The following is a 26,315-nucleotide window of genomic DNA, read 5'->3' as shown; positions in this document are numbered from 1 at the left end:
GTTAATATTAACGTCCACCTGGCTCCGTGCCGGATGGGGTTGTTTCACATACCCGCCGTCAATCCATTGCAGCGGGGGTACTGCTAAATCGGTCGCAATTACGCGAGTGCCAGTTTTTGGCGCGCATATTGTAGCGCTTTTTCAATCACTTGCTCAATAGTTAAACTGGTGGAATCCAGAACTAATGCATCTTCTGCAGGAACAAGTGGGGCGACGGCGCGGTTACGGTCGCGGTCATCGCGCTCTTTTATCTCGGATAAAAGGCGATCAAAGTTAACACTAAACCCCTTCTCCTGCAACTGAAGCATGCGGCGTTGAGCCCGTTCTTCCGAGGAGGCGTCAAGGAAAATTTTCACTGGCGCATCAGGGAATACCACCGTCCCCATATCTCGCCCGTCAGCGATCAGGCCGGGTGCTTCACGGAAAGCACGCTGACGGCGTAACAGGGCCTCACGAACGCGCGGGAAAGCCGCTACCTGAGAGGCAGCGTTAGCAACCTCCTGCGTACGAATTTCGCCGCTCACATCTTCCCCTTCCAGGATCACTTCGAGGTTTCCATCGGTCGAGACAAAACGCACATCCAGATGCGCAGCCAGCGGAACCAGCGCCTCTTCAGACGCAACATCAACATGGTGATGCAGCGCTGCCAGCGCCAGCACGCGATAGATAGCTCCCGAATCTAAAAGATGCCATTGCAATGCTTCCGCCATCGCCTTGCACAGAGTTCCTTTCCCTGCGCCACTAGGCCCATCAATGGTGATTACCGGGGCAACTGCCGTCATCTTTTTCTCCTTAATAAAGGCATACCGTTAACATGAACGCCGCGCATTATACGCGCCAACGTGCGCAACTGTTACCTTTGCGTGTAAATTACGGAATTAATGAAGCAGAGTGTAGAAGAAATGTGCGGGAACAAACGTCAGAAAACGTAAGGAAATGCCGCATCGGGTGATGCGGCGTTATGTCATCAGGCCAGTGTACTGATGCGGGCCAGCTGTTCGAAATAGTCCGGGAAGGTTTTCGCCGTACATTTCGGATCGAGGATCGTGACAGGTGTATCGGACAACGCCACCAGCGAGAAGCACATCGCCATACGGTGATCGTTGTAAGTTCCGATTTCCGCGAACTGCAGTTTTGCCGGAGGCGTTACGCGAATGTAATCTTCGCCCTCTTCCACTTCGGCGCCTACTTTACGCAACTCGGTGGCCATCGCGAATAGACGGTCGGTTTCTTTCACGCGCCAGTTGTAGATGTTACGCAGCGTCGTGGTGCCTTTTGCAAAGAGCGCAGCGGTAGCAATGGTCATTGCCGCGTCAGGAATGTGGTTCATGTCCATGTCGATGGCGTTGAGTTCACCACGTGTACAGGCGATGAAATCCTCCCCCCAGGTCACTACCGCACCCATTTTCTCCAGCACATCAGCAAAACGAATATCGCCCTGCACGCTGTTACGGCCAATACCGGTCACTTTCACCGTACCGCCTTTAATAGCACCTGCCGCCAGGAAGTAAGACGCAGATGAGGCGTCACCTTCAACCAGATAGTTACCCGGAGACTGATACTGCTGCGCACCGCGAACCACGAAGCGCTGATACGCCTGGTTTTCCACCTCCACACCAAAGGTTTTCATCAGATGCAGGGTGATATCAATGTACGGCTTAGACACCAGGTCGCCCTTGATGGTGATGACCGTATCCTGCGGTGCCAGCGGTGCAGTCATCAGCAGTGCCGTCAGGAACTGGCTGGAGACGCTGCCGTCCACCTCGACGTTGCCGCCGGTAAAGCCACCGCGAAGGCGCAGTGGTGGGTAATTTTCTTGCTCCAGATAGTCAATCTGGGCACCGCCCTGACGAAGGGCATCCACCAGATGACCGATCGGACGCTCTTTCATGCGCGGCTCGCCGGTCAGAACAATATTGTTGCTGCCCAGGCACAGAGCTGCCGCCAGTGGGCGCATGGCGGTTCCCGCGTTACCCAGAAACAGCTCCAGTTCCTCGGCTGAACGTAGCGCACCGCCGTTCCCCGTCACTTCACAGCGGGTACGGTCGTCAGACAGCGTGTAGTGAACTCCCAACGCTTTCAGCGCATTGAGCATATGGCGCACGTCATCGCTGTCCAGGAGGTTCGTGAGGACGGTGGTGCCGTTTGCCAGAGCTGCCAGCAGCAGAGCGCGGTTCGAGACACTTTTTGAACCAGGCAGATTGATGGTGCCATCTACCCGCGCGATAGGTTGTAACGTCAGGGATTCCATGAAACTTAACTCTCAACTCAACATAATAAAAACCCCGCAGCAGGGCTACGGGGGTGAAAACAGCGCAATCAACCGTGGCGACGTTCGAAGTCAATCATGAAATCGGTCAGGGCTTTAACGCCTTCCAGCGGCATGGCGTTATAGATGGAGGCGCGCATGCCGCCTACCACACGGTGACCTTTCAGCGCATGCAGACCTGCGGCGAAGGACTTTTCCAGGAAAACTTTATCCAGGTTGCTGTCCGCCAGCTGGAATGGCACGTTCATGCGGGAACGATTGGCTTTCGCCACATCGTTACGATAAAAATCACTCTTATCAATGACGCCGTACAGCAGTTCAGCTTTCTGCTGGTTGATCTTGTCCATCTGCGCCACGCCGCCGTTTTGCTTCAGCCATTTAAAGACCAGGCCGGAGAGATACCAGGCAAACGTCGGTGGGGTGTTGAACATGGAGTCGTTATCGTTCAGCACAGTGTAATCAAGAATCGACGGGCAGGATTTATGCGCTTTACCCAGCAGATCGTCACGTACGATGACGATAGTCAGGCCTGCAGGGCCGATATTTTTCTGCGCACCCGCATAGATGACACCGTAGCGGCTGACGTCAATCGGCGCAGAGAGAATGGTGGAGGAGAAGTCAGCGGCAACCACCACGTCTTTACCGAAGTTCGGCGTCTCGTCGATGGCAATCCCGTCAATGGTTTCGTTCGGGCAGTAGTGCAGATACGCGGCGTTGTCAGAGAGCTGCCACTCGCTCATTGGCTTCACGGCACGCAGGCCATCAACGGTCACTTTGGCGTCGATGACGTTTGGCGTGCAATATTTATGCGCCTCTTTCACCGCGCTGGCAGCCCAGTAGCCAGCGTCAACATAGTCTGCCGTGGTTTTGTCACCCAGAATATTCAGCGGTACGCCAGCAAACTGGCCGCGCCCACCACCGTGGCAGAACAATACTTTGTAGTTCGAGGGAATGTTCAGCAGATCGCGAAAATCCTTTTCTGCCTCTTCCGCCACCTGAATAAACTCTTTACCTCGGTGGCTGATTTCCATCACCGACGTACCCAGACCGTTCCAGTCACAAAGTTCCTGTTGAGCCTGTTTAAGCACGTCTGCCGGTAACATTGCCGGACCTGAACTGAAATTAAAGACTTGAGCCATTTCCCCTCACCACGCTAAAAGCCATAAGTTATAACTGTGGATATCGGTTTTATCATTCAGTGACACGCGCCGCAATGTCTAAAACTTATGACCGGTGAAATGTGCCCTTCGTCACACAATACAATCTGTCGCCTCGCTGTCACAAAACCGACAAAATGGCTGTCAGACAAGGCGTTTGGCCCGGCTAACCTTCGACCATTCCGGATTTGTACAGCGGGGACATAATTGATGATCGCCCACGTGCATGGCAACGACATGGCTACATCTTACACAGGCATATTCGCCGGATTCCGGTACCGTTTTAAACCGCTCGATTAACATATCCGGCAGAATACAGAGCCCTGGCTTAACCTCGTCGTCAGGATAGTAATACACGCTGATTTGCCCATTCGTTTCCATTATCGCCAGACGCACTTGCCCAAGCTGCTCCACGCTGTTCAGCCGCAGCTCCATAAAGAACTCAAATTCGGTCATATTGGCGCTTTGGACATTTTCCCAGGCCAGCTGTCCGTTCTCAACGATAACGACGGGTTTCCCTTCAAGCATGTCTTCCAGCTTTTCGCTTTTCGACATCAGCCACATGACCAGCCGGTAAAGCAGCGCCAGCGTGACGAAGACAATAAACACCGGCACCATTGGCACATCATCGTAAAAAGCGACATCCCCCGCCGCTGAACCCAGCGTCAGAATGATCAGCACCTCAAACAGCGACATCTGCCGTACGCCACGCCGACCGGTGATTTTAAGAAACAGGAAGACCAGGACGAAGGTATACAGACTACGCAGCGCTACTTCGCCTAAAAATTCAGGTGGGACTTTATCAAACGCCATCCTTTGCAGATCGAATGCTTTCATTTTTTTTATGCCTTAACAGTCAGTTACTGACAGTAAGCATAGCCCAGTCTTTTATTTTCGCCGGAGATAGCACCCGTCACGCAAAACCCGTATCATTGCGCGCTTTACGTACGATAAAAGTGAACGCCATGACTCAAACGTTTATCCCCGGCAAAGACGCCGCCCTGGAAGATTCCATCGCTCGCTTCCAGCAGAAACTGACCGACCTGGGCTTTAATATCGAAGAAGCCTCCTGGCTTAATCCAGTGCCTCACGTCTGGTCCGTGCATATTCGCGATAAAGACTGTGCACTGTGCTTTACCAACGGTAAAGGCGCGACGAAAAAAGCGGCGCTGGCTTCTGCGCTGGGTGAGTATTTTGAACGTCTGTCGACCAACTACTTCTTCGCCGATTTCTGGCTGGGTGAAACCATCGCTAACGGCCCGTTCGTTCACTATCCCAATGAAAAATGGTTTCCGCTGACCGAAGACGATGAACTGCCGGAAGGCATTCTGGATGCGCGTCTGCGTGCGTTCTACGATCCGGAAAATGAACTGACCGCCAGCATGCTGATCGATCTGCAGTCGGGTAATGAAGAGCGTGGGATCTGTGCCCTGCCGTTCACCCGTCAGTCTGATGAACAGACCGTTTACATCCCGATGAACATTGTCGGTAACCTGTATGTGTCTAACGGCATGTCCGCCGGTAACACCCGCAATGAAGCGCGTGTGCAGGGGCTGTCAGAAGTGTTTGAGCGCCACATTAAAAACCGCATCATTGCTGAATCCATCAGTTTGCCTGAAATTCCGGCCGACGTGCTGGCACGCTATCCGGGCGTGGTGGAATCCATTGCTAAGCTGGAGGCAGAAGGCTTCCCTATCTTTGCGTATGATGGCTCGCTGGGCGGTAAATACCCGGTTATCTGCGTTGTGCTGTTTAACCCGACAAACGGCACCTGCTTCGCCTCCTTCGGCGCGCATCCTGACTTCGGCGTGGCGCTGGAGCGTACCGTCACCGAGCTGCTGCAGGGCCGTAGCCTGAAAGATCTCGATGTATTTACTCCACCAACCTTTGACGACGAAGAAGTGGCCGAGCATACCAACCTCGAAACCCACTTCATCGACTCCAGCGGTTTGATCTCCTGGGACATGTTCAAGCAGGACGCAGACTATCCATTCGTCGACTGGAGCTTTGCCGGTACGACCGAAGAAGAGTTCGCTACCCTGATGACCATCTTCAACGCGGAAGATAAAGAAGTCTACATTGCTGACTACGAACACCTGGGTGTTTACGCCTGCCGTATTCTGGTGCCGGGCATGTCCGATATCTATCCGGCTGAAGATCTGTGGCTGGCAAACAACAGCATGGGTGCGCACCTGCGTGAAACGCTGCTGGCCCTGCCGGGCAGCGAGTGGGAAAAAGAGGATTATCTGAACCTGATCGCCCAGCTGGACGACGAAGGCCATGATGACTTCACGCGCGTACGTGAACTGCTGGGTCTGGCTACCGGTAAAGATAACGGCTGGTATACCCTGCGCATCGGCGAGCTGAAAGCGATGCTGGCGCTGGCTGGCGGCGATCTGGATCAGGCCCTGGCCTGGACCGAGTGGACCATGGAATTCAACCAGTCAGTGTTCTCTGCCGAGCGCACCAACTACTACCGCTGCCTGCAAACCCTCCTGCTTCTTGCGCAGGAAGAGGATCGTGAGCCACTGCAGTACCTGAATGCCTTCGTGCGCATGTACGGTGCCGAGGCGGTAGAAGCCGCCAGCGCGGCCCTGAGCGGCGAAGCGCCATTCTACGGACTGCAGGCGGTCGACAGCGATCTGAAAGCCTTCCCTGCGCATCAGTCGCTGTTGAAGGCCTATGAAAAACTGCAGAAAGCAAAAGCCGCTTACTGGTCAAAATAAGCGCATATAACATTATCAGCAGTAGGCGTATTTAATCGTCTGGGCTATATTACGGGGCAATTTCATTGCCCCGTTTTTTATTTTTTTCGGCAATGAACGTTGAATGTAATAATAAAGTTAAATATGGGTAAATATAATAATATTTACCTGGGCTTTACTGTTACTTTTTATGGCAAATACTCCATATTAATTAACTGTTTCAGAGGTGGCCGACCGAAAAAATTCAACTCTTTTCATAACTTTTAAAATTTATTTTTATACGGATAATCAAAAACTTACACCGCATTTGTCGTAAAACCATACACACTGCGGGCCTATAAGCCAGGCGAGATATGATCTATATCAATTTCTCTTCTATAATGCTTTGTTAGTATCTCGTCGCCGACTTAATAAAGAGAGAGTTAGTGTGAAAGCTGACAACCCTTTTGATCTTTTACTCCCTGCTGCGATGGCCAAAGTGGCCGAAGAAGCAGGTGTCTATAAAGCAACGAAACACCCGATGAAGACGTTCTATCTGGCGATCACGGCTGGTGTGTTCATCTCTATCGCGTTCGTCTTCTACATCACTGCCACCACCGGTACTGCCGCGATGCCTTACGGCATGGCCAAACTGATTGGCGGCATTTGCTTCTCACTGGGTCTGATTCTGTGCGTTATCTGCGGCGCCGACCTCTTCACCTCAACGGTGCTGATTGTCGTAGCAAAAGCCAGCGGAAGAATTACCTGGGGTCAACTGGCGCGCAACTGGCTTAACGTCTATGTTGGTAACCTGATTGGCTGTCTGCTCTTTGTTTTGTTGATGTGGCTCTCTGGCGAGTATATGACCGCCAACGGTGGCTGGGGACTGAACGTCCTGCAGACCGCGGACCACAAAATGCACCACACATTTATCGAAGCGGTTGCACTTGGCATCCTCGCGAACCTGATGGTCTGTCTGGCGGTATGGATGAGTTACTCCGGCCGTAGCCTGATGGACAAAGCCATGATTATGGTTCTGCCGGTTGCGATGTTTGTTGCCAGCGGCTTCGAGCACAGTATCGCGAACATGTTTATGATCCCAATGGGTATTGTAATCCGCAACTTTGCGAGCCCGGAGTTCTGGACTGCAATTGGTTCAACCCCGGAAAGTTTCTCTCACCTGACTATTATGAATTTCATTACTGATAACCTGATCCCTGTCACTATCGGGAACATTATCGGTGGGGGTCTGTTAGTTGGGTTGACATACTGGGTCATTTACCTGCGTGGCGACGATCATCATTGATGGTTATCTCAGGCAGTAAATAAAAAATCCACTTAAGAAGGTAGGTGTTACATGTCCGAGCTTAATGAAAAGTTAGCCACAGCCTGGGAAGGTTTTGCAAAAGGTGACTGGCAGAATGAAGTAAACGTACGTGACTTCATTCAGAAAAACTATACCCCGTATGAAGGTGACGAATCCTTCCTGGCTGGCGCAACTGAAGCGACCACCAAGCTGTGGGACAGCGTAATGGAAGGCGTAAAACTGGAAAACCGCACTCACGCGCCAGTTGATTTTGACACCTCCGTTGCTTCCACCATCACTTCTCACGATGCTGGTTACATCAACAAAGCCCTTGAGAAAATCGTTGGTCTGCAGACTGAAGCACCACTGAAACGTGCGATCATCCCGTTCGGTGGTATCAAAATGGTTGAAGGTTCCTGCAAAGCGTACAACCGCGAGCTGGACCCAATGCTGAAAAAAATCTTCACCGAATACCGTAAAACCCACAACCAGGGTGTATTCGATGTTTACACCAAAGACATTCTGAACTGCCGTAAATCCGGTGTTCTGACTGGTCTGCCAGATGCCTACGGCCGTGGCCGTATCATCGGTGACTACCGTCGCGTTGCGCTGTACGGTATCGACTTCCTGATGAAAGACAAATACGCGCAGTTCGTTTCCCTGCAGTCCGATCTGGAAAACGGCGTAAACCTGGAAGCGACTATCCGTCTGCGTGAAGAGATCGCTGAACAGCACCGTGCGCTGGGTCAGATCAAAGAGATGGCTGCTAAATATGGCTGCGATATCTCTGGTCCTGCAACTAACGCTCAGGAAGCTATCCAGTGGACCTACTTCGGCTACCTGGCCGCAGTTAAGTCTCAGAACGGTGCAGCAATGTCCTTCGGTCGTGTATCCACCTTCCTGGATGCGTACATCGAACGTGACCTGAAAGCAGGTAAAATCACCGAGCAAGACGCTCAGGAAATGATTGACCACCTGGTCATGAAACTGCGTATGGTTCGCTTCCTGCGTACCCCAGAGTATGATGAACTGTTCTCTGGTGACCCGATCTGGGCAACCGAATCTATCGGTGGTATGGGCGTAGATGGCCGTACTCTGGTTACCAAAAACAGCTTCCGCTTCCTGAACACCCTGTACACCATGGGTCCTTCTCCGGAGCCAAACATCACCGTTCTGTGGTCTGAAAAACTGCCTCTGAACTTCAAGAAATTCGCCGCTAAAGTGTCCATCGACACCTCTTCTCTACAGTATGAGAACGATGACCTGATGCGTCCGGACTTCAACAACGACGACTACGCTATCGCATGCTGCGTAAGCCCAATGGTTGTTGGTAAACAAATGCAGTTCTTCGGTGCGCGTGCAAACCTGGCGAAAACCATGCTGTACGCTATCAACGGCGGCGTTGATGAAAAACTGAAAATGCAGGTTGGTCCTAAGTCTGAACCAATCAAAGGCGATGTGCTGAACTATGACGAAGTCATGGATCGCATGGATCACTTCATGGACTGGCTGGCGAAACAGTACGTTACTGCACTGAACGTTATCCACTACATGCACGACAAGTACAGCTACGAAGCCTCTCTGATGGCGCTGCATGACCGTGACGTTATCCGTACCATGGCGTGTGGTATCGCAGGTCTGTCCGTTGCTGCTGACTCCCTGTCTGCTATCAAATATGCGAAAGTTAAACCAATTCGTGACGAAGACGGTCTGGCTATCGACTTCGAAATCGAAGGCGAATATCCGCAGTTTGGTAACAACGACGCTCGCGTTGATGACATGGCGGTTGACCTGGTTGAACGTTTCATGAAGAAAATTCAGAAACTGACCACTTACCGTAACGCTATCCCGACTCAGTCTGTTCTGACCATCACCTCTAACGTTGTGTATGGTAAGAAAACCGGTAACACCCCAGACGGTCGTCGTGCTGGCGCGCCATTTGGCCCAGGTGCTAACCCAATGCACGGTCGTGACCAGAAAGGTGCGGTTGCCTCTCTGACTTCCGTTGCAAAACTGCCGTTTGCTTACGCGAAAGATGGTATCTCTTACACCTTCTCTATCGTGCCAAACGCGCTGGGTAAAGACGACGAAGTGCGTAAAACCAACCTCGCGGGTCTGATGGATGGTTACTTCCACCACGAAGCGTCCATCGAAGGTGGTCAGCACCTGAACGTGAACGTCATGAACCGTGAAATGCTGCTTGATGCGATGGAACACCCTGAGAAATATCCTCAGCTGACCATCCGTGTATCTGGCTACGCAGTACGCTTTAACTCCCTGACTAAAGAACAGCAGCAGGACGTTATCACCCGTACTTTCACTCAGTCCATGTAACTGGAATTGACTGAAATCACGCGTTAAAAAGCGTACAATAAAGGCTCCACGTCAGTGGGGCCTTTTTCTTCCCCACCCCAGTCTCTTTTGGCCGCTATCTATACTGAATGGATAACAGCCAAAACAGACTCGACATAGCCTTTGAGCTGTGCATCAACACAGGCCCCGGGATGGGCCAAATTCGGAGATATCACCGCAATGTCAATTATTGGTCGCATTCACTCCTTTGAATCCTGTGGCACTGTTGATGGCCCGGGCATCCGTTTTATCACCTTTTTCCAGGGCTGCCTGATGCGCTGCCTGTACTGCCACAACCGTGACACATGGGATACGCACGGCGGCAAAGAAGTGACCGTTGAAGATCTGATGAAAGAGGTGGTGACTTACCGCCACTTTATGAACGCGTCCGGCGGAGGCGTCACCGCATCCGGTGGTGAAGCCATTCTTCAGGCGGAATTTGTGCGCGACTGGTTCCGCGCCTGCCACAAAGAAGGCATACACACCTGCCTCGACACGAACGGGTTTGTGCGCCGCTACGATCCGGTCATCGATGAATTGCTTGAAGTCACCGACCTGGTCATGCTCGATCTCAAACAGATGAATGATGAGATCCACCAGAACCTGGTTGGCGTATCCAACCACCGTACGCTGGAGTTCGCCAAATATATTTCAGCCAAGGGCATCAAAACCTGGATCCGCTATGTCGTGGTTCCAGGCTGGTCTGATGATGATGATTCCGCACATCGCCTGGGCGAATTTACCCGCGATATGGGCAACGTCGAGAAAATTGAGCTTCTGCCCTACCATGAGCTGGGTAAACATAAATGGGTGGCGATGGGTGAAGAATATAAGCTTGATGGCGTTAAGCCGCCGAAGAAAGAGACGATGGAGCGCGTGAAAGGTATTCTGGAACAATACGGACACAAGGTCATGTATTAAAGAAGAGGCCCGGTGAGAACCGGGCCTTTTTGTATTTTATTTAAAGACACCATTAATAATGGAAGTCACAATCGCAGTACTCAGCGCAACCAGGACCAGATCGTCACCGACCACGCGCCATTCATAGCCAGGATAGTTAGGGAGCTGGCCCAGCATGGAGGCTGGCACGGTTTTCTTCGCAATACCTGGAGGCAGTGGTTTGCCACGTGCGAGGTTTTTAGCAATGCCCGGAGGCAGCGATTCATACCCCGTTAATCCATAGTTCACTGCCAGATGGCGAGCATGATCGAAGCTCACGCGAGCATCGACATCATCGCTGACGCTTTTATTCGATTTACCCGGATTGTCCAGACCACTTTTTTTATTGCCATGAGTATCGGACATTCCGTTGCCATGATTGCCGGAATTCCCGTTGCCGTGATTACCGCCATTACCTTGTCCGCCACTGTTACCGTGACCACCACCGCCATTCCCGTTTCCAGGGTTAGCCATGACCGGTGCTGTAGCAAACGTTAAAGACAACACTACTGCCAGTGCGGTAGTGGTTAAACGACGTGTAGCCATGATTGCTGCCTTTTAGTGTTAGAACTCACCTGAATTATCGCCTGGCGTGATAAACAAACAATGCGTAAAATTCTTATATGTGATGGGGACAAAAAAGCCAGTCAACGACTGGCTTTTAATTCATCAGGCATGCGCCACTGGCGTGGGATGTTCGCCCGCTTTGCGCAGCAGCATTAAGAGATAAATAAACGACACGCTGGCAATCATGATAAACAGCAAATTGTCGGAATAATTCTGCATCAGCATCGCGGTGAATGTCGGCCCCAGCAAACTGCCAATGGTATAGCTTAATAACAGCGCCTGGTTCATCGCCACCAGTTGGTGATGTTCAACTTTTTCACAGGCCCAGGCCATCGCGACCGGATAAAGTGTGAAGCCTGCCGCCCCCAGAATAAACAGCGCAGGCGCCATCGCGGCATTGCTGAGCATGGCAAGGCAACCCATGATCACCACGAAGACCTGAACGCGCAACACCAGCAGACGCCCAAAACGGTCTGCCAGACGGCCAATCGGCCACTGTCCGACGATGCCCGCGCTGACCATTACCGCCATCCAGAAGCCGATCCCGGAATCACTGACGCCCTGATGGTTCAGGTAGAGCGGCATCAGACCATAAAGCGACCCCAGAACAATCCCGGAGATGATGCAGCCGTTCACGCCCAGACGCGCCTGTCGCAGTCTCAGCATCGGCCAGACGTGGGTCGCTTCCTGATGCTCACTGTTCTGATTCACAATACGTGTAAAGAGCAGCGGCAGGATCGCCGCCAGGACCATGCCCGTTACCCACGGCAGAACGCTCATCAGGTCGGTCGGCAGTTTGCTGACCATTAATTGCCCAAGCACGGTTCCGACGTAATAGACCATCATATACGCTGCCAGCAGACGTCCCCGGTTGCGCGAGGTACCGCTGCACATCAGCGCACTTTCCACCACGACCCAAATCATCGCGCAGCCTGCACCAGCGATAAAGCGCCAGATCATCCAGCTCCAGAAGCCGACCATCAGGCCCAGCCCGGCACAGCCGGCAGCGAAAATCAGCGAGGCCAGATAATAGCTACGGTTAAAGCCAACGCGTTTAATCAGGCTCCCCGTCATCAGGGTGCCCAGCAGGTTCCCCGTGAAAAAGGACGAGCTGACCATACCCACCTGCCAGGTTGGTAAGTTTTCATGGGCAAGCCATAGCGGGACGAGCGTATTCAACACTGCGATCGCCAGGGTCAACAAAAGCAGGCCACAGAGCAACAGGAGCACTGGCCGGGTATAGATGGTCATGGATTAAAAACCGTGAGGAAGTTCAGATTTCGTGCGCATCATGCCACTGGCAAAAACAAAGTCAATCCACCGATTCAGGCGTCACGCACGATATGTGCCATGTCGATTTAAAAAACTCATCCTGCTAATGCAAAGTCTGCTACTGATATTAATTATCTGGTTGTTTTTATTTATTTCAGGGGATTTTTAATACCAAACATCAGTCGAAAAATTTCATGATGGAAAAAAGAAAAGCCGGGCGCTATGTCCCGGCTTTTTATAACGAAAAATCAAATCAGCTGGCGATAGCCATGCCTACCGTCATATGCAGGCCGTAAAACACACCGCGACCGATCAACTCCCCTGCCAGCACCAGCACAAAGGCCACTGACAGTAACGGCAGTGCGGGCTGATAACCTTTAAGCTGAGGGGCAATCCAGCACACCAGCGCAACAGCCAGCAACACCACACGCCAGGCCATCAGAGAACCGTACTCTGGCACCAGGGCTGAGGCCTGCTGAATGGAGCTGTGAATGGTTGCCAGCTCAGCGCCCTGCATCAGCACAACCATCGTGCTCACCACCAGCGCCAACAGCGAAACGGCAGGGAGCAGACGCATCGCCCAGCCGTCCACACCCGCTACGCGCAGCAGCAGGTAGCCCAGCAGCGGCCCACCGATAAACATCGTCAGGAAGAAACTCATTGGCGTCCAGACGCTATACCAGGTGGGAACGGTATCGATGGTGTTATAAACCCGCACCATCATCCACACGAAGACCACGCCCAGCACCATTGTCACGATCAGCCACACGTTGCGCAGCCCCGCAGGAAGCTTTTTCAGGGCTGCCAGCAGCCACCCCAGCCCACCGACGGCAAAGAAGATCGCCCCGCTGGCAATTTCGTTACTCAGTGAGGATGCCCCCACGCGATTGAGAGAGTTGAACGCGCGCATTGGCGAGCCGAGGTGCAGCGTAGAGGCAATAAAACCGATCCCCATCAACACCCACAGACCAAACATACTCAGCACCACGCGCTGCTGCTGTTCAGCTTTCAAATCGCCTTTCAGTAACGCCAGCGCGAGCACAATAAAGCCCCCCGCCACGCACTGCCCAAAGACCGTGAAGATCATCAGCGGCCATTCATGCCATCCACTTCCCATCTCACACCTCCTTCGGGTTTGCCAGATAGCCGGTGGTATCTCCCGTCGGGCGGCTGTTGGCGTTAGGTTTAATCACAATGCTCGGCTTGGTGAAGTGCGCGGACGGCAGTGGCGCGACGGCCGCAAGCTGGCCGTGTTTTTTACGCAGCTCGTCAATCGGGCCGAAGTCCAGCGCGCGCAGCGGACAGGACTCCACGCAAATCGGCTTTTTGCCCTCTGCGACGCGGTCATGGCAGCCGTCGCACTTGGTCATGTGGCCTTTGGCAGCGTTGTACTGCGGCGCACCGTACGGGCAGGCCATATGGCAGTAGCGGCAGCCGATGCAGACATCCTCATTCACCACCACAAACCCGTCGTCACGCTTGTGCATTGCCCCGCTCGGACACACTTTGGTGCAGGCCGGATCTTCACAGTGGTTACAGGCAATCGACAGGTAATAGGCAAAGACGTTCTGATGCCAGACGCCGTTATCCTCCTGCCAGTCGCCGCCCGCGTATTCGTAGATCCGGCGGAAGCTGACGTCCGGGGTCAGGTCTTTGTAATCCTTGCAGGCCAGCTCGCAGGTTTTGCACCCGGTGCAACGGCTGGAATCAATAAAAAATCCATACTGGGTTGTCATCGGTTACTCCTTACACCTTCTCAACCTGAACAAGGTTTGTGTGGGACGGGTTGCCTTTCGCCAGCGGCGATGGGCGCTGCGTGGTCAGTACGTTAATACTGCCAGCCTGGTCGATGCGGTTTGCATCCGGGCTGTACCACGCGCCTTCCCCCAACGCGACAACACCAGGCATCATGCGGGGCGTCACTTTGGCTTCGATATGCACCTCGCCGCGACCGTTAAAGATACGCACGCGATCGCCATTGCTGATACCTCGCGCTTTCGCATCCATCGGGTTAATCCACATCTCCTGGCGGCAGGCGGCTTTCAGCACATCAACGTTGCCGTAGGTGGAGTGAACGCGCGCTTTGTAGTGGAATCCGGTCAGTTGCAGCGGGAATTTTGCGGTCAGCGGATCGTTATAGTTTTCAAACCCGGGCGTGTAGATCGGCAGGGGATCGATAACATCCCCTTCCGGCAATTCCCAGGTTGCGGCAATGTTTGCCAGCTCTTCGGAGTAAATCTCGATTTTGCCCGATGGCGTGGTCAGCGGATTCGCCTGCGGATCGTCGCGGAAGGCTTTGTACGCCACGTGGTGCCCTTGCGGATCGCGCTGTTTATAGATGCCCTGCTTGCGGAAGGTATCGAAATCCGGCAGGTCAGGGATCGCTTTACGGGAAAGTTCATGCAGATGACGCATCCACTCTTCCTGAGTGCGGCCTTCTGTGAACTGTTGTTCGACACCAAGACGTTTCGCCAGCTCAGAGGTCATCTCATAGATGGTTTTGCACTCGAAACGCGGTTTGATGGCTTGGTCGGTGAAGATCACGTAGGACATGTTGCCGCAGGAGGCATCCAGCGCGAAATCCATCTGCTCCGAGGCGGTGCAATCCGGCAGCAGAATATCCGCATATTTCGCCGATGAGGTCATGTGGCAGTCGATCACCACAATCATCTCGCACTTCTTGTCATCCTGCAGGATTTCGTGGGTGCGGTTGATCTCCGAGTGCTGGTTAATAAGGCAGTTACCGGCGTAGTTCCAGATCATCTTGATCGGCACATCCAGCTTGTCTTTGCCCCGTACGCCATCGCGCAGGGCGGTCATCTCCGGCCCGCGCTCAATGGCGTCGGTCCACATAAACATGGAGATACTGGTCTGAACCGGGTTTTCCAGGGTTGGCATCCGTTCAAACGGCAGCGAATAGGAACCTTCGCGCGCGCCACTATTCCCACCATTAATACCCACGTTACCGGTCAGAATGGAGAGCATCGAAATAGCGCGAGTGGCGATTTCGCCATTCGCGTGACGCTGTGGCCCCCATCCCTGGCTGATATAGGCCGGTTTCGCTGAACCGATTTCACGCGCCAGCTGGACAATACGTTCCGCCGGTATCCCGGTGATTTTTGATGCCCACTCCGGGGTCTTCGCCACGCCGTCACTGCCCTGACCCAGAATATACGCCTTGTAATGCCCGTTGGCAGGGGCACTGGCGGGCAGGGTTTTCTCGTCATATCCGACGCAGTATTTATCGAGGAATGGCTGATCGACAAGGTCCTCGGTGATCATGACCCACGCCAGCGCACTGACCAGCGCCGCATCGGTACCCGGGCGAATAGGGATCCACTCATCTTCCCGGCCTGCCCCCGTATCGGTATAACGCGGATCGATGATGATCATCCGGGCGTTAGATTTTGCGCGAGCCTGCTCAAGGTAATAGGTTACCCCACCGCCGCTCATCCGCGTTTCACCAGGGTTGTTGCCGAAAAGCACCACCAGTTTACTGTTTTCGATATCGGACGGACTGTTACCGTCTGCCCAGCCACCGTAGGTGTAGTTCAGGCCGGCAGCAATCTGTGCAGAAGAGTAGTCACCGTAGTGATTGAGATAACCGCCGCAGCAGTTCATCAAGCGCGCCACCAGCGTTTTGCCCGGTGGCCAGGAGCGGGTCAGCGTTCCCCCGAGCGTTCCGGTGCCATAGTTCAGGTAGATGGATTCGTTACCGTACTCTTTTATCAGACGCTGCATATTGCTGGCGATGATATCGTAAGCTTCATCCCAGCTGATGCGCTCGAACTTCCCTTCCCCGCGCTTACCGACGCGTTTCATCGGGTACTTCAGACGGTCCGGGTTATAAACCCGGCGGCGCATTGAGCGGCCACGCAGACAGGCGCGAACCTGATGCAAGCCGTCGTAGTTATCGTCACCGGTATTGTCGGTTTCGACGTATTTGATCTCGCCATCCACCACATGCATACGTAATGGACAACGGCTACCACAGTTTACGGTACAGGCGCTCCACACCACGTTTTCCGGGGCCGTAGCCGGGGACAACGCATCCGCCGCCGACGCCAGTCGGGTAAAAGGGAGAGTGAAGGCACTGCTGGCAACGGCGAGACCGCCAATTGCCGTGGTTTTCATCAACCCACGGCGAGTGACCTCGGCAGCCATTAACGCTTCAGGCGCTTTGATTTTCATAAAGACTCACTTTGGTTGCTCACAAAGAATAAGGGGCGGAATTAACCGCGATATAGTTTTATATATAACGAGCTAATGCGTTATGCGTGTTTTATGCTGGCTTTCATTCGCAGGAGTATTACTACTTTAGAGGGAGGGGGTATTGCGTCGTATCAAACCGAGGGTATAAAAAAAGCGCCAAAAGGCGCTTTTTTGTTGTAAGGCAAAGAATTAGCCGATGTACTGCTGGCCTTTCATGTATGGGCGCAGTACTTCAGGGATCTCAATACGTCCGTCTGCCTGCTGATAGTTTTCCAGCACGGCAACCAGCGTACGGCCAACAGCCAGACCAGAACCGTTCAGGGTATGCACCAGACGGGTTTTCTTGTCGGACTTGCTGCGGCAGCGTGCCTGCATACGACGCGCCTGGAAATCCCAGACGTTAGAGCAGGAGGAGATTTCACGGTAGGTGTTCTGCGCAGGTACCCACACTTCCAGATCGAAGGTTTTGCAGGCGCCAAAGCCCATATCACCGGTGCACAGCGCCATACGACGGTACGGCAGGCCGAGCAGCTCCAGCACTTTCTCCGCGTGGCCGGTCATCTCTTCCAGCGCGTCCATGGACTCTTCCGGACGAACGATCTGTACCATCTCAACTTTATCGAACTGGTGCATACGGATCAGACCACGCGTGTCACGGCCGTAAGAACCCGCTTCAGAGCGGAAGCACGGAGAGTGCGCCGTCAGTTTGATTGGCAGGTCGTCTTCGTCAATGATCTCATCACGCACGAGGTTGGTCAGCGGCACTTCCGCGGTTGGGATCAGCGCGTAGTTGCTGCTGTCGGCTTCCTCGTCCAGCGGACGGGTATGGAACAGATCGCCGGCAAATTTCGGCAGTTGTCCGGTACCGTACAGAGTATCGTGGTTAACCAGATATGGAACGTAGGTTTCGCTGTAACCGTGCTGCTCGGTGTGCAGATCCAGCATGAACTGTGCCAGCGCACGGTGCAGATGAGCAATCTGACCTTTCATTACCACGAAGCGAGAACCTGTCAGCTTCACGGCTGCCGCAAAGTCCAGGCCCGCGTGCATTTCGCCCAGAGTAACGTGATCGCGAACCTCGAAGTCGAACTCACGAGGCGTACCCCAGCGTTTCACTTCAACGTTGTCGTTTTCGTCTTTACCGACAGGAACGCTGTCGTCAGGAATGTTCGGGATAGCCAGGGCGATATCACGAATTTCGGCCTGAAGAACATCCAGCTCAGCTTTCGCCTGGTCCAGCTCTTCACCCAGTTTGTTCACTTCCAGGCGTAATGGCTCAATGTCTTCCCCGCGCGCTTTCGCCTGGCCGATGGACTTCGATCGAGAGTTACGCTCTGCCTGCAGATTTTCAGTTTGTACCTGCAGAACTTTACGACGCTCTTCAAGAGCGCGCAGCTTATCTACATCCAGCTTAAAGCCCCGGCGTGCCAGTTTTTCAGCGACTGCGTCTGGCTCATTACGCAGCAGATTGGGATCGAGCATGCTTATCCTGTGCTTATCGAATTAAAATAGGAAAATGTGGCCACAGCCTGCGGCCACAGGGATACAATGCCAACATTACCGCAACGACTGAACTAACGGTAGCGTTTTATAGGGCTATTTTGATCCTGTCCGGCGAGCCAGGCGAGCTTTTCGCCAATCTTGCCTTCAAGACCTCTGTTTGTGGGGTGATAATAGCGGGTTTGTGCCATTTCCTGCGGGAAATACTCCTCCCCGGCCGCGTAAGCGTTGGGTTCATCGTGAGCGTAACGATACTCCTGCCCGTACCCCATCTCTTTCATCAGCTTCGTTGGCGCATTACGCAGATGCACCGGCACATCGTAGTCCGGACGCTCACGCGCATCCGACATGGCCGCTTTGAATGCGGTATAGACGGCATTACTTTTCGGCGCGCAGGCCAGATAGACAATCGCCTGGGCAATAGCGCGCTCACCTTCTGCCGGCCCGACGCGAGTAAAACAATCCCAGGCCGAAAGCGCCACCTGCATGGCGCGCGGATCGGCATTGCCAACATCTTCTGAGGCAATCGCCAGACAGCGACGCGCGACGTACAGCGGATCGCCACCGGCAGTGATAATGCGAGCGTACCAGTAAAGCGCGGCATCCGGCGCGCTGCCGCGTACCGACTTATGCAGCGCCGAGATCAGATCGTAAAAGCGATCGCCTTTGTTATCAAAACGGGCGCTACGCTCACCGGCAATTTCGGTCAACAGTTCCGGTTTTAATACCCGTTTGCCGGCGTCGTCGACTTCGGCCATATCGGCCATCATTTCCAGGGTATTCAGTGCCCGCCGCGCATCGCCGTTGACCAGCTCCGCAATTGCCCGACGCGTGTCGTCAGGCAGGATAATGTCCTGTCCGCCATAGCCGCGGTCTTTGTCGTCCATCGCCTGGGTGAGGACGTTTTCAATATCCTCGGTGGTGAGCGATTTAAGAAGGTAGACGCGCGCCCGGGAAAGCAGTGCCGAGTTGAGTTCAAATGACGGGTTTTCGGTGGTGGCACCGATGAAGAAGATGGTGCCATCTTCGATGTGCGGCAGGAATGCATCCTGCTGACTTTTATTAAAGCGATGGACTTCGTCCACAAAGAGGATGGTTCGTCGCCCGGCGTTACGGTTCTGCCGCGCGCGCTCGATTGCTTCGCGGATCTCCTTCACACCGGATGTGACGGCCGAGATGCGCTCGACGTCCGCGTTAGCGTAGCGGGCGATCACTTCAGCAAGTGTGGTTTTACCGGTACCGGGTGGTCCCCAGAGGATCATCGAGTGCAGATGCCCGGCTTCAATGGCCCGCGGCAACGGCTTCCCCGCAGCCAGCAGGTGCTGCTGGCCAATATACTGAGCTAAATTTTCTGGCCGCATACGCGCGGCCAGAGGTTGAAACGCATTATCTGAAAAATCGAGCGACAGGTTGCCCACTCATGCCTCTTACTTACGTTGGTCGTCCACCGTTACGCCCTGCGGCGGGGTAAAGGTAAATTTAGATGCATCGACAGCGCCATTTTGCTGTGATTTGAGCTGATAGCTGCTGCGCTGATCGTCCTGCTCAACGGCGCCGAACTGATTGATGGTACCGTTGGTGCTTACATTGATGGTGAACTGCTTCAGGTTGCCGTTGCTGCCTTTTGGCGTCAGGACAAACTCATCACCGTTCTGCTTAATATTATACTGCTGCCAGTCGCTGGCCTGGTTACGGGCTATCAGCATAAAGGGCGTGTTGCTGGTCGCATCTTTCAGCCAGGTGGCGGTTGCCTGCTCAACAAACGGGTTGAAGAACCACAGGGTTTTGCCGTCAGAGACCAGGATGCTCTCATCCGGCTGAGTCATGTGCCAGTTGAAAAGATTTGGGCGTTTTACCCACAGATCGCCTTGGCCTTCCTGCACCGCATTACCGCTGCCGTCAGTCACTTTTTGCGTGAAGCTGGCGTGGAAGCTGCTCACTTTATCCAGGCGGCTTTTAAGGTCGCTGGCCGCATCAGCCCAGACGCTGCTGGCGACAAAACTGGTGAGTAATGCACAGGCGATTGCGATTTTTTTCATTGTTGTTCCTTAAAATACGTCATCCCGAAATGGGGTTTCCGTTTTCTATTCTGTCACCTGCCCGCAGGCAGGTGACAGAAGAAAATGCTTAAATTTGGCTGATTTACCCTTCTTTGCACACGCTGAAGATCAATCAAACGGCGGCGGAGCCAGCACCTCACGGTTACCGTTATGCCCCTGCTCACTGACAATGCCCTGGGCTTCCATCTGCTCAATGATGCGCGCCGCGCGGTTGTAGCCAATACGGAACTGACGCTGAACGCCGGAGATCGACGCTTTGCGTTTTTCGGTAACAAAATTAACCGCCTGGTCGAATAACGGATCCAGCTCTTCGCCGCCGTCAAAGCCACCGCCGCCGCCTTCGCTTTCGCTGTCGGAGGTAATGCCGTCAACGTATTGTGGACGACCGCGCGCTTTCCAGTCCTGCACCACGGCATGCACTTCCTGGTCGCGAACGAATGCGCCGTGAACGCGCACCGGAGAGGTGGAGTTCGGGCCGGAGTAGAGCATATCCCCCATCCCCAGCAGCGATTCAGCACCGCCCTGATCAAGGATGGTACGCGAGTCAATTTTGCTTGATACGGTAAAGGCGATACGGGTCGGAATGTTGGCTTTAATCAGACCCGTAATGACGTCCACAGAAGGACGCTGCGTCGCCAGGACGAGGTGAATACCGGCCGCACGCGCTTTCTGTGCCAGACGGGCAATCAGCTCTTCCACTTTCTTACCGACGGTCATCATCAGGTCGGCGAACTCATCCACCAGCACGACGATGTAAGGCAGTTTTTCCAGCACCGGATGTTGGGCATCCATGCTATCGCCCGGTTTCCAGTATGGATCGGGAATTGGACGACCCATCCGCGCCGCCTCGGCGATTTTCTCGTTATATCCGGCAAGGTTACGCACGCCCAGAGCCGACATCAGCTTGTAACGGCGCTCCATCTCGTTGACGCTCCAGCGCAGAGCGTTGGCCGCGTCTTTCATGTCGGTCACAACTTCCGTCAGCAGATGCGGGATCCCCTCATAGACCGACAGTTCCAGCATTTTCGGATCGATCATGATGAAACGGACATCTTCCGGCTGCGCTTTGTAGAGCATGCTGAGGATCATGGCGTTCACACCCACCGACTTACCGGAACCGGTTGTACCCGCGACCAGCAGGTGAGGCATTTTCGCCAGATCGGCTACCACCGGCTCACCCGCGATATCTTTACCCAGCACCACGGTCAGTGGTGAAGGGTTGTCGCGGAATTTGGTGTTGTCCAGCACTTCACGCAGGTAAACGGTCTGACGTTTTTTGTTCGGCAACTCAAGACCGACATAAGGTTTACCAGGTATGACTTCAACCACACGAACCGCAACGGTCGACAGAGAACGCGCCAGGTCGCGGGACAGGTTTGAAATACGCGCGGCTTTAACGCCAGGCGCCAGGTTGAGTTCGAAACGGGTAATGACAGGGCCTGGAGAGTAGTTGACCACGTCCGCTTTAATGCGGAAGTCAGCCAGACGCGCTTCTACCAGACGGGCCATTTGCTCCAGCGCGAAGGTATCGACCGGCTCAACTTCTGCTGGCGGCGGCGTTAACAGATCCAGCGACGGCAGAGGCGTGCTCGGACGTTGCAACGGACGACTGTCACCGTTACGCATCAGCAGCGGATGAATGAGACTTTCCTGCGGCTGTGCCTGAGGCTGCTGGAACCGTGGCTGCTGTGGCTGCGCATAAGATTGTGGCGCAGGCTGCTGCGGCTGGGCGTAAGCCTGTGGCGCAGGGGCCGGCTGCTGACGCACCGGCTCGGCTTCCGGCATGACGCTCGGCGTGAACAGCGGTTCGCTCGGACCATCATCCACCAGATCTTTCATCGGTGAGAATTCGAAATCCGACAGCGAGAACGGGTTCGCACCAGCAGGTTGCTCACCTGAATAGCGTTGCTGCTGGGTGGCCGCAAACTGGCGTGCTAATTCTGCCTCTGCTGCATCATCATCGTCCGCCTGAGCAGGATGATCGTGCTGATACTCCTCGCCATAGCGCTGATGCTGCTGTGCGGCGAACTGACGCGCCAGTTCGTCCTGCTGCATTTCATCTGCATCATCGTCGTAATCAGATTCACGGGCTTTCTCCTCAGCCATACGCTGAGAAGGCAGTTTAATGCCATAGGATGCCAGCTCGCGGCGGGTTGGCACACGCACGCGGTTAGGACGCGGCAACTGCGGGCCAATCCCCTCTTTTACCTGAGGACGTGGTGTTCCACCTGTCGCCAGGCTAAAGACCGGCGCCGCAGCCGAAGCGGCTGCTGTAGCCTGTTTCACGCTCTCTGCCACTGGTGCAACCGCAGGCGTTGGAGTAACCGGCGGTGGGGAGACAGAAGGTGTATTCACAACAGGCTCCTGCACCGGCTCGGGAACAGGCTGATACCATGCTGCCAGTTGCTCGCGCTCACGGGCACGGCGCTCTTCGACCTCTTCGAAATAGTACATTGGCGGACGAGACGGTTTGACCTCTTCCACCACCTCAAGTTCTGGTTGAGGAGCGACATAAGGCTCAGCAGGCTGAACAGGCTCAGGGACATACTCCTGATACGGTTGCGCGACGGGCTGCTCGTCGTACGGGTACCCCTGCGGCTCATGAACGGGCTCAGGCTGATAAGGTTGCTGCCACGGTTCCTGCTGGACCGGCGCATAGCTTTCTGGCTCTGGTGCGATAACCGGCTCTGGCGTATGAACGCCAGGCGCCGTTTGCCACTCTACCTGAGGCTGTTGAATAGCGGACTCGGGAGCGGGAACCGACGCAGACGGCATAACGGCTTCCGCTGGTGCTGCATAAGCCTGCGCCGCCGTGGTCGCGGCTGCCGCGGCGGCAACCGGTGCGGTAACAGAGTGACCGTTTAGCAGTGGATCGTATTCATCAAAATCGCCTGGCGTGGCGCGACTGCCAGAGAAAAGCACATCATCAGGATCGACGGCGGCACCGGCTGAACGGTACTCAACATGATCGTCTTCGTCCATGCGTTTACCGGAGAAGAGCGCCGCATCGGTTTTACGGCCCAGCGGGTTGGCAAATTTCTCGGCGACGCGCTGACGGCGTGCCAGTGCTCCACGTAAAATACGTGCACGACGAGATTCACGACGCTGTACTGGCGCATCGTCTTCCTCTTCGTACTCATCTTCATATTCGTCTTCATCGACCCATGTGTCGTCACGACGGGTACGGTTGCTGGCAAAGGTCAGAATAGTGAGGACAAAACTGCCGATCTTCTCGGCAATGCTCACCCACGACCAGCCGGTGAACAGCGTTAATCCTGCCGCCCAGATACACAGCAAGGCCAGGGTACCGCCGCTGCTGTGAAGCATAGGCTGTAACGCAGAGCTCAGCAGGCTACCGATGACCCCGCCAGACGCGAAATACCAGATGTCATCGGCGTTGATGGCTGCCAGCCCGCAGGAGGTGAGGATCAACGCCAGCGCGCCTATCAGGCGCAGCGAAACCGCGAAATAATCGATGTAGTCGTCGTTCTGACGATGGCGCCAGGCAAACCAGCATCCGCCAATAATAATGACGGGAATGGTATAGGCCATCACACCGAAAATGAAAAACAGGGTGTCCGCAAGCCAGGCACCGGGAACGCCGCCTAAATTATGGATAGGCTCATGCCATGCAGTTTGTGACCAGCTGGGATCTGAGGGGTTGAAACTGAGTAAGGCTGCCATCAGCCAGACGGCAAAAAGGGCAATAACAATCAGCAACGCCTCAAGGAGCCGACGTCCGCTGCTTAGCTTCGATAATGTGACTTCTTTGTCTTCAGTGTATTCCTGGCTCAAGAAAGGCTCTCCAGGTATCAGGCATATCCTGCCTGTTTGCTAAAACGGACAACAGCGCCGGGACACCCCGGCACTGTTGCTGTATGGATTAACAGGAGTGTAATCAAACTACACTGATTTTGCACCTGTTCCGTGTTAGCGCGTCTTAATAACCAGACGATTGCTCTGTTTGACCTCTTCCATCACCACATAGGTACGGGTGTCGTTCACGCCTGGCAGACGCAGCAGGGTTTCACCCAGCAGCTTACGGTAGGCGGACATATCTGGTACGCGGGTTTTCAACAGGTAGTCGAAATCGCCAGAAACCAGATGACACTCTTGAATTTCTTCAAGTTTTTGTACAGCGGCGTTAAATTGCTCAAACACATCCGGTGCACCACGATTCAGAGTAATCTCAACAAATACCAGAAGTGAGGCATCCAGATAATGCGGGTTCAGCAGAGCCGTATAGCCCTGAATAAAACCCTGTCTTTCCAGTCGGCGCACACGCTCAAGGCACGGCGTCGGGGAAAGTCCCACACGTTTTGAAAGCTCGACGTTGGAAATACGCCCATCCTTTTGCAATTCATTAAGAATGTTACGATCGATACGGTCGAGATCTTTGCCAGGGCGCTTCTTGCTATCTACCATTATTATTGTCTCTCTGTATTCCTTCCCTACTCCTGCCTGGACCCTGTGCACATCACTGTTCAGAGCCTGTACCCGTTAGTCATCACATCGCCTGGTTATCTATTAGACGCGATGCGGATTCGGGTTCTGTTGGTAAGAAGACCGTTGCCCGAAGGCAGTCACCGACATCACGTATGGCGTCTGTCCACGCCATGCGTAGATTTCACTGACCCGGTAAAAATGGCATTTACATGCATGCCTATGCGGCACACGGTTAACGCGGTTTTTTTTTCTTCCTTGAATGTTTTCGCAAAAGCGCAGGGGATTGTCAAAGCAAAACATCGATTTTTAGTACAACATGCCGGATATTCATTTCGGTGGGGTATTAATCCTCATTTTATTGCCTTATAAACAAGCGAATTTAAGAAGTAAGCCTGATGTTATAGCGCTCAATTTATCGTCATTGCCTATCGTACAGATTGAGATCAACATTGCTGTGCTCTTTTTTTACGGCAACAAATTCCCTACAATCCAGCCAACTGTCTGCCAACAACAATGGGGATCTCATGGGCACGGCCAAACACAGTAAGCTGCTAATTCTTGGTTCTGGACCTGCGGGATATACCGCGGCGGTCTATGCTGCACGCGCTAACCTGCAACCGGTTTTGATTACCGGTATGGAAAAAGGCGGTCAGCTGACCACCACCACTGAAGTGGAAAACTGGCCAGGCGACCCTAACGACCTGACCGGGCCGCTGCTGATGGAGCGTATGCACGAGCATGCGGCTAAATTCGAAACCGAAATTCTGTTCGACCATATTAACAAGGTCGATTTGCAGAACCGTCCGTTCCGCCTGACGGGCGACAGCGGCGAGTACACCTGCGATGCGCTGATCATCGCAACGGGCGCTTCTGCCCGCTACCTCGGCCTGCCGTCAGAAGAGGCGTTCAAAGGTCGCGGTGTTTCTGCCTGCGCAACCTGCGATGGTTTCTTCTATCGCAACCAGAAAGTCGCGGTCATCGGTGGCGGTAACACTGCCGTAGAAGAGGCGCTCTATCTGGCGAACATCGCTTCTGAAGTGCACCTTATCCACCGTCGCGACACCTTCCGCGCCGAGAAGATCCTGATCAAACGTCTGATGGATAAAGTGGCGAGCGGCAACATTGTGCTGCACACCAACCGTACGCTGGAAGAAGTGACGGGCGATCAGATGGGCGTTGCCGGTCTGCGTATTCGTGATACCCAGAACACCGATAACGTCGAAACGCTGGAAGTGGCGGGCCTGTTTGTGGCTATCGGTCACAGCCCGAACACGGCGATCTTCGAGGGGCAACTGGAGCTGGAAAACGGCTACATCAAAGTGCAGTCCGGTATTCACGGCAACGCGACCCAGACCAGTATCCCGGGTGTGTTCGCTGCTGGTGACGTCATGGACCACATTTACCGTCAGGCGATCACCTCCGCAGGCACCGGTTGCATGGCCGCGCTGGACGCTGAACGCTACCTTGATGGGCTGGCTGAACAAGGTAAATAATCTTTACAAGTCAGTAACAAACGTAAATAAAGGCGGCGATAAGTCGCCTTTATTGTCT

General features: G+C 54.1%; 19 protein-coding genes. 5 read left to right on the top strand and 14 right to left on the bottom strand.

From position 1 onward, the window contains the following. Positions 1–98 precede the first annotated feature (98 nt). The 4 genes from cmk to ACOTZF_RS00520 form a co-directional block, all read right to left on the bottom strand. The gene (cmk, locus tag ACOTZF_RS00535; protein WP_013097305.1) at positions 99–782 is read right to left on the bottom strand and encodes a (d)CMP kinase; all 684 of its coding nucleotides are present in this window, start codon (positions 780–782) and stop codon (positions 99–101) included. A gap of 185 nt (positions 783–967) precedes the next feature. Then, positions 968–2,251 carry a 3-phosphoshikimate 1-carboxyvinyltransferase gene (gene aroA, locus ACOTZF_RS00530; protein ID WP_013097306.1) on the bottom strand — a complete coding sequence of 428 codons (1,284 nt, stop codon included), beginning with the start codon at positions 2,249–2,251 and terminating at the stop codon, positions 968–970. Positions 2,252–2,319: 68 nt separating this feature from the next. Then, positions 2,320–3,408 (bottom strand): 3-phosphoserine/phosphohydroxythreonine transaminase, encoded by a 1,089-nt coding sequence (serC, locus tag ACOTZF_RS00525; protein WP_045902750.1) that lies wholly within the window; start codon positions 3,406–3,408, stop codon positions 2,320–2,322. 162 nt (positions 3,409–3,570) lie between these two features. Further along, the gene (locus tag ACOTZF_RS00520) at positions 3,571–4,263 is read right to left on the bottom strand and encodes a DUF421 domain-containing protein (RefSeq protein WP_013097308.1); all 693 of its coding nucleotides are present in this window, start codon (positions 4,261–4,263) and stop codon (positions 3,571–3,573) included. A gap of 128 nt (positions 4,264–4,391) precedes the next feature. Here ACOTZF_RS00520 and ycaO point away from each other — a divergent pair, with 128 nt between their 5' ends. The 4 genes from ycaO to pflA all read left to right on the top strand — a co-directional run bounded on the left by ycaO (position 4,392) and on the right by pflA (position 10,689). Beyond that, positions 4,392–6,152 carry a 30S ribosomal protein S12 methylthiotransferase accessory factor YcaO gene (gene ycaO / locus ACOTZF_RS00515; RefSeq protein ID WP_129252577.1) on the top strand — a complete coding sequence of 587 codons (1,761 nt, stop codon included), beginning with the start codon at positions 4,392–4,394 and terminating at the stop codon, positions 6,150–6,152. Between the two features lie 406 nt (positions 6,153–6,558). After that, complete coding sequence (gene focA / locus ACOTZF_RS00510) at positions 6,559–7,416, top strand: formate transporter FocA (protein WP_102752528.1); 858 nt, start codon at positions 6,559–6,561, stop codon at positions 7,414–7,416. A gap of 51 nt (positions 7,417–7,467) precedes the next feature. Further along, entirely contained in the window at positions 7,468–9,750 is a 2,283-nt protein-coding gene (gene pflB, locus ACOTZF_RS00505; protein WP_013097311.1) for a formate C-acetyltransferase, read from the top strand. Positions 9,751–9,948: 198 nt separating this feature from the next. Beyond that, on the top strand, positions 9,949–10,689 hold the full coding sequence (gene pflA / locus ACOTZF_RS00500; protein WP_014831281.1) for a pyruvate formate lyase 1-activating protein: 741 nt from the start codon (positions 9,949–9,951) through the stop codon (positions 10,687–10,689). A 36-nt stretch (positions 10,690–10,725) separates the two neighbouring features. Here pflA and ACOTZF_RS00495 read toward each other — a convergent pair whose 3' ends face one another. The 10 genes from ACOTZF_RS00495 to lrp form a co-directional block, all read right to left on the bottom strand. Further along, positions 10,726–11,253 carry an anti-virulence regulator CigR family protein gene (locus tag ACOTZF_RS00495; RefSeq protein WP_040022911.1) on the bottom strand — a complete coding sequence of 176 codons (528 nt, stop codon included), beginning with the start codon at positions 11,251–11,253 and terminating at the stop codon, positions 10,726–10,728. 123 nt (positions 11,254–11,376) lie between these two features. Further along, entirely contained in the window at positions 11,377–12,525 is a 1,149-nt protein-coding gene (locus tag ACOTZF_RS00490) for an MFS transporter (protein WP_038981312.1), read from the bottom strand. A gap of 274 nt (positions 12,526–12,799) precedes the next feature. Continuing rightward, positions 12,800–13,663, bottom strand: coding sequence for a dimethyl sulfoxide reductase anchor subunit family protein (locus tag ACOTZF_RS00485; protein ID WP_058682858.1), 864 nt, complete (start codon positions 13,661–13,663; stop codon positions 12,800–12,802). A gap of 1 nt (position 13,664) precedes the next feature. Continuing rightward, positions 13,665–14,282 (bottom strand): dimethylsulfoxide reductase iron-sulfur subunit DmsB, encoded by a 618-nt coding sequence (gene dmsB / locus ACOTZF_RS00480; RefSeq protein ID WP_029882994.1) that lies wholly within the window; start codon positions 14,280–14,282, stop codon positions 13,665–13,667. Between the two features lie 10 nt (positions 14,283–14,292). Further along, positions 14,293–16,737: a dimethylsulfoxide reductase subunit A gene (gene dmsA / locus ACOTZF_RS00475; RefSeq protein ID WP_013097317.1), complete on the bottom strand. Its 2,445-nt coding sequence runs from the start codon at positions 16,735–16,737 to the stop codon at positions 14,293–14,295. Positions 16,738–16,947: 210 nt separating this feature from the next. Beyond that, on the bottom strand, positions 16,948–18,240 hold the full coding sequence (gene serS, locus ACOTZF_RS00470; RefSeq protein WP_008499983.1) for a serine--tRNA ligase: 1,293 nt from the start codon (positions 18,238–18,240) through the stop codon (positions 16,948–16,950). 92 nt (positions 18,241–18,332) lie between these two features. Continuing rightward, a complete protein-coding gene (gene rarA, locus ACOTZF_RS00465; protein WP_062729156.1) occupies positions 18,333–19,676 on the bottom strand; it encodes a replication-associated recombination protein RarA in 1,344 nt (447 codons plus the stop codon). A 9-nt stretch (positions 19,677–19,685) separates the two neighbouring features. Continuing rightward, complete coding sequence (gene lolA / locus ACOTZF_RS00460; protein ID WP_013097319.1) at positions 19,686–20,297, bottom strand: outer membrane lipoprotein chaperone LolA; 612 nt, start codon at positions 20,295–20,297, stop codon at positions 19,686–19,688. A 129-nt stretch (positions 20,298–20,426) separates the two neighbouring features. After that, positions 20,427–24,113 (bottom strand): DNA translocase FtsK, encoded by a 3,687-nt coding sequence (locus tag ACOTZF_RS00455; RefSeq protein WP_129252575.1) that lies wholly within the window; start codon positions 24,111–24,113, stop codon positions 20,427–20,429. Between the two features lie 135 nt (positions 24,114–24,248). After that, a complete protein-coding gene (gene lrp, locus ACOTZF_RS00450) occupies positions 24,249–24,743 on the bottom strand; it encodes a leucine-responsive transcriptional regulator Lrp (RefSeq protein WP_000228469.1) in 495 nt (164 codons plus the stop codon). Between the two features lie 545 nt (positions 24,744–25,288). On the opposite strand from lrp, the gene trxB reads away from it, so the two are divergent. Beyond that, complete coding sequence (gene trxB, locus ACOTZF_RS00445; RefSeq protein ID WP_013097321.1) at positions 25,289–26,257, top strand: thioredoxin-disulfide reductase; 969 nt, start codon at positions 25,289–25,291, stop codon at positions 26,255–26,257. Positions 26,258–26,315 lie beyond the last annotated feature (58 nt).

Origin of the sequence: Enterobacter cloacae complex sp. SHL021, from assembly GCF_049237765.1 — a bacterium.
Classification (GTDB): domain Bacteria; phylum Pseudomonadota; class Gammaproteobacteria; order Enterobacterales; family Enterobacteriaceae; genus Enterobacter; species Enterobacter cloacae.
Note: the sequence above shows the minus strand (reverse complement) of the source record. Positions and strands in the feature narration are given on the sequence as shown.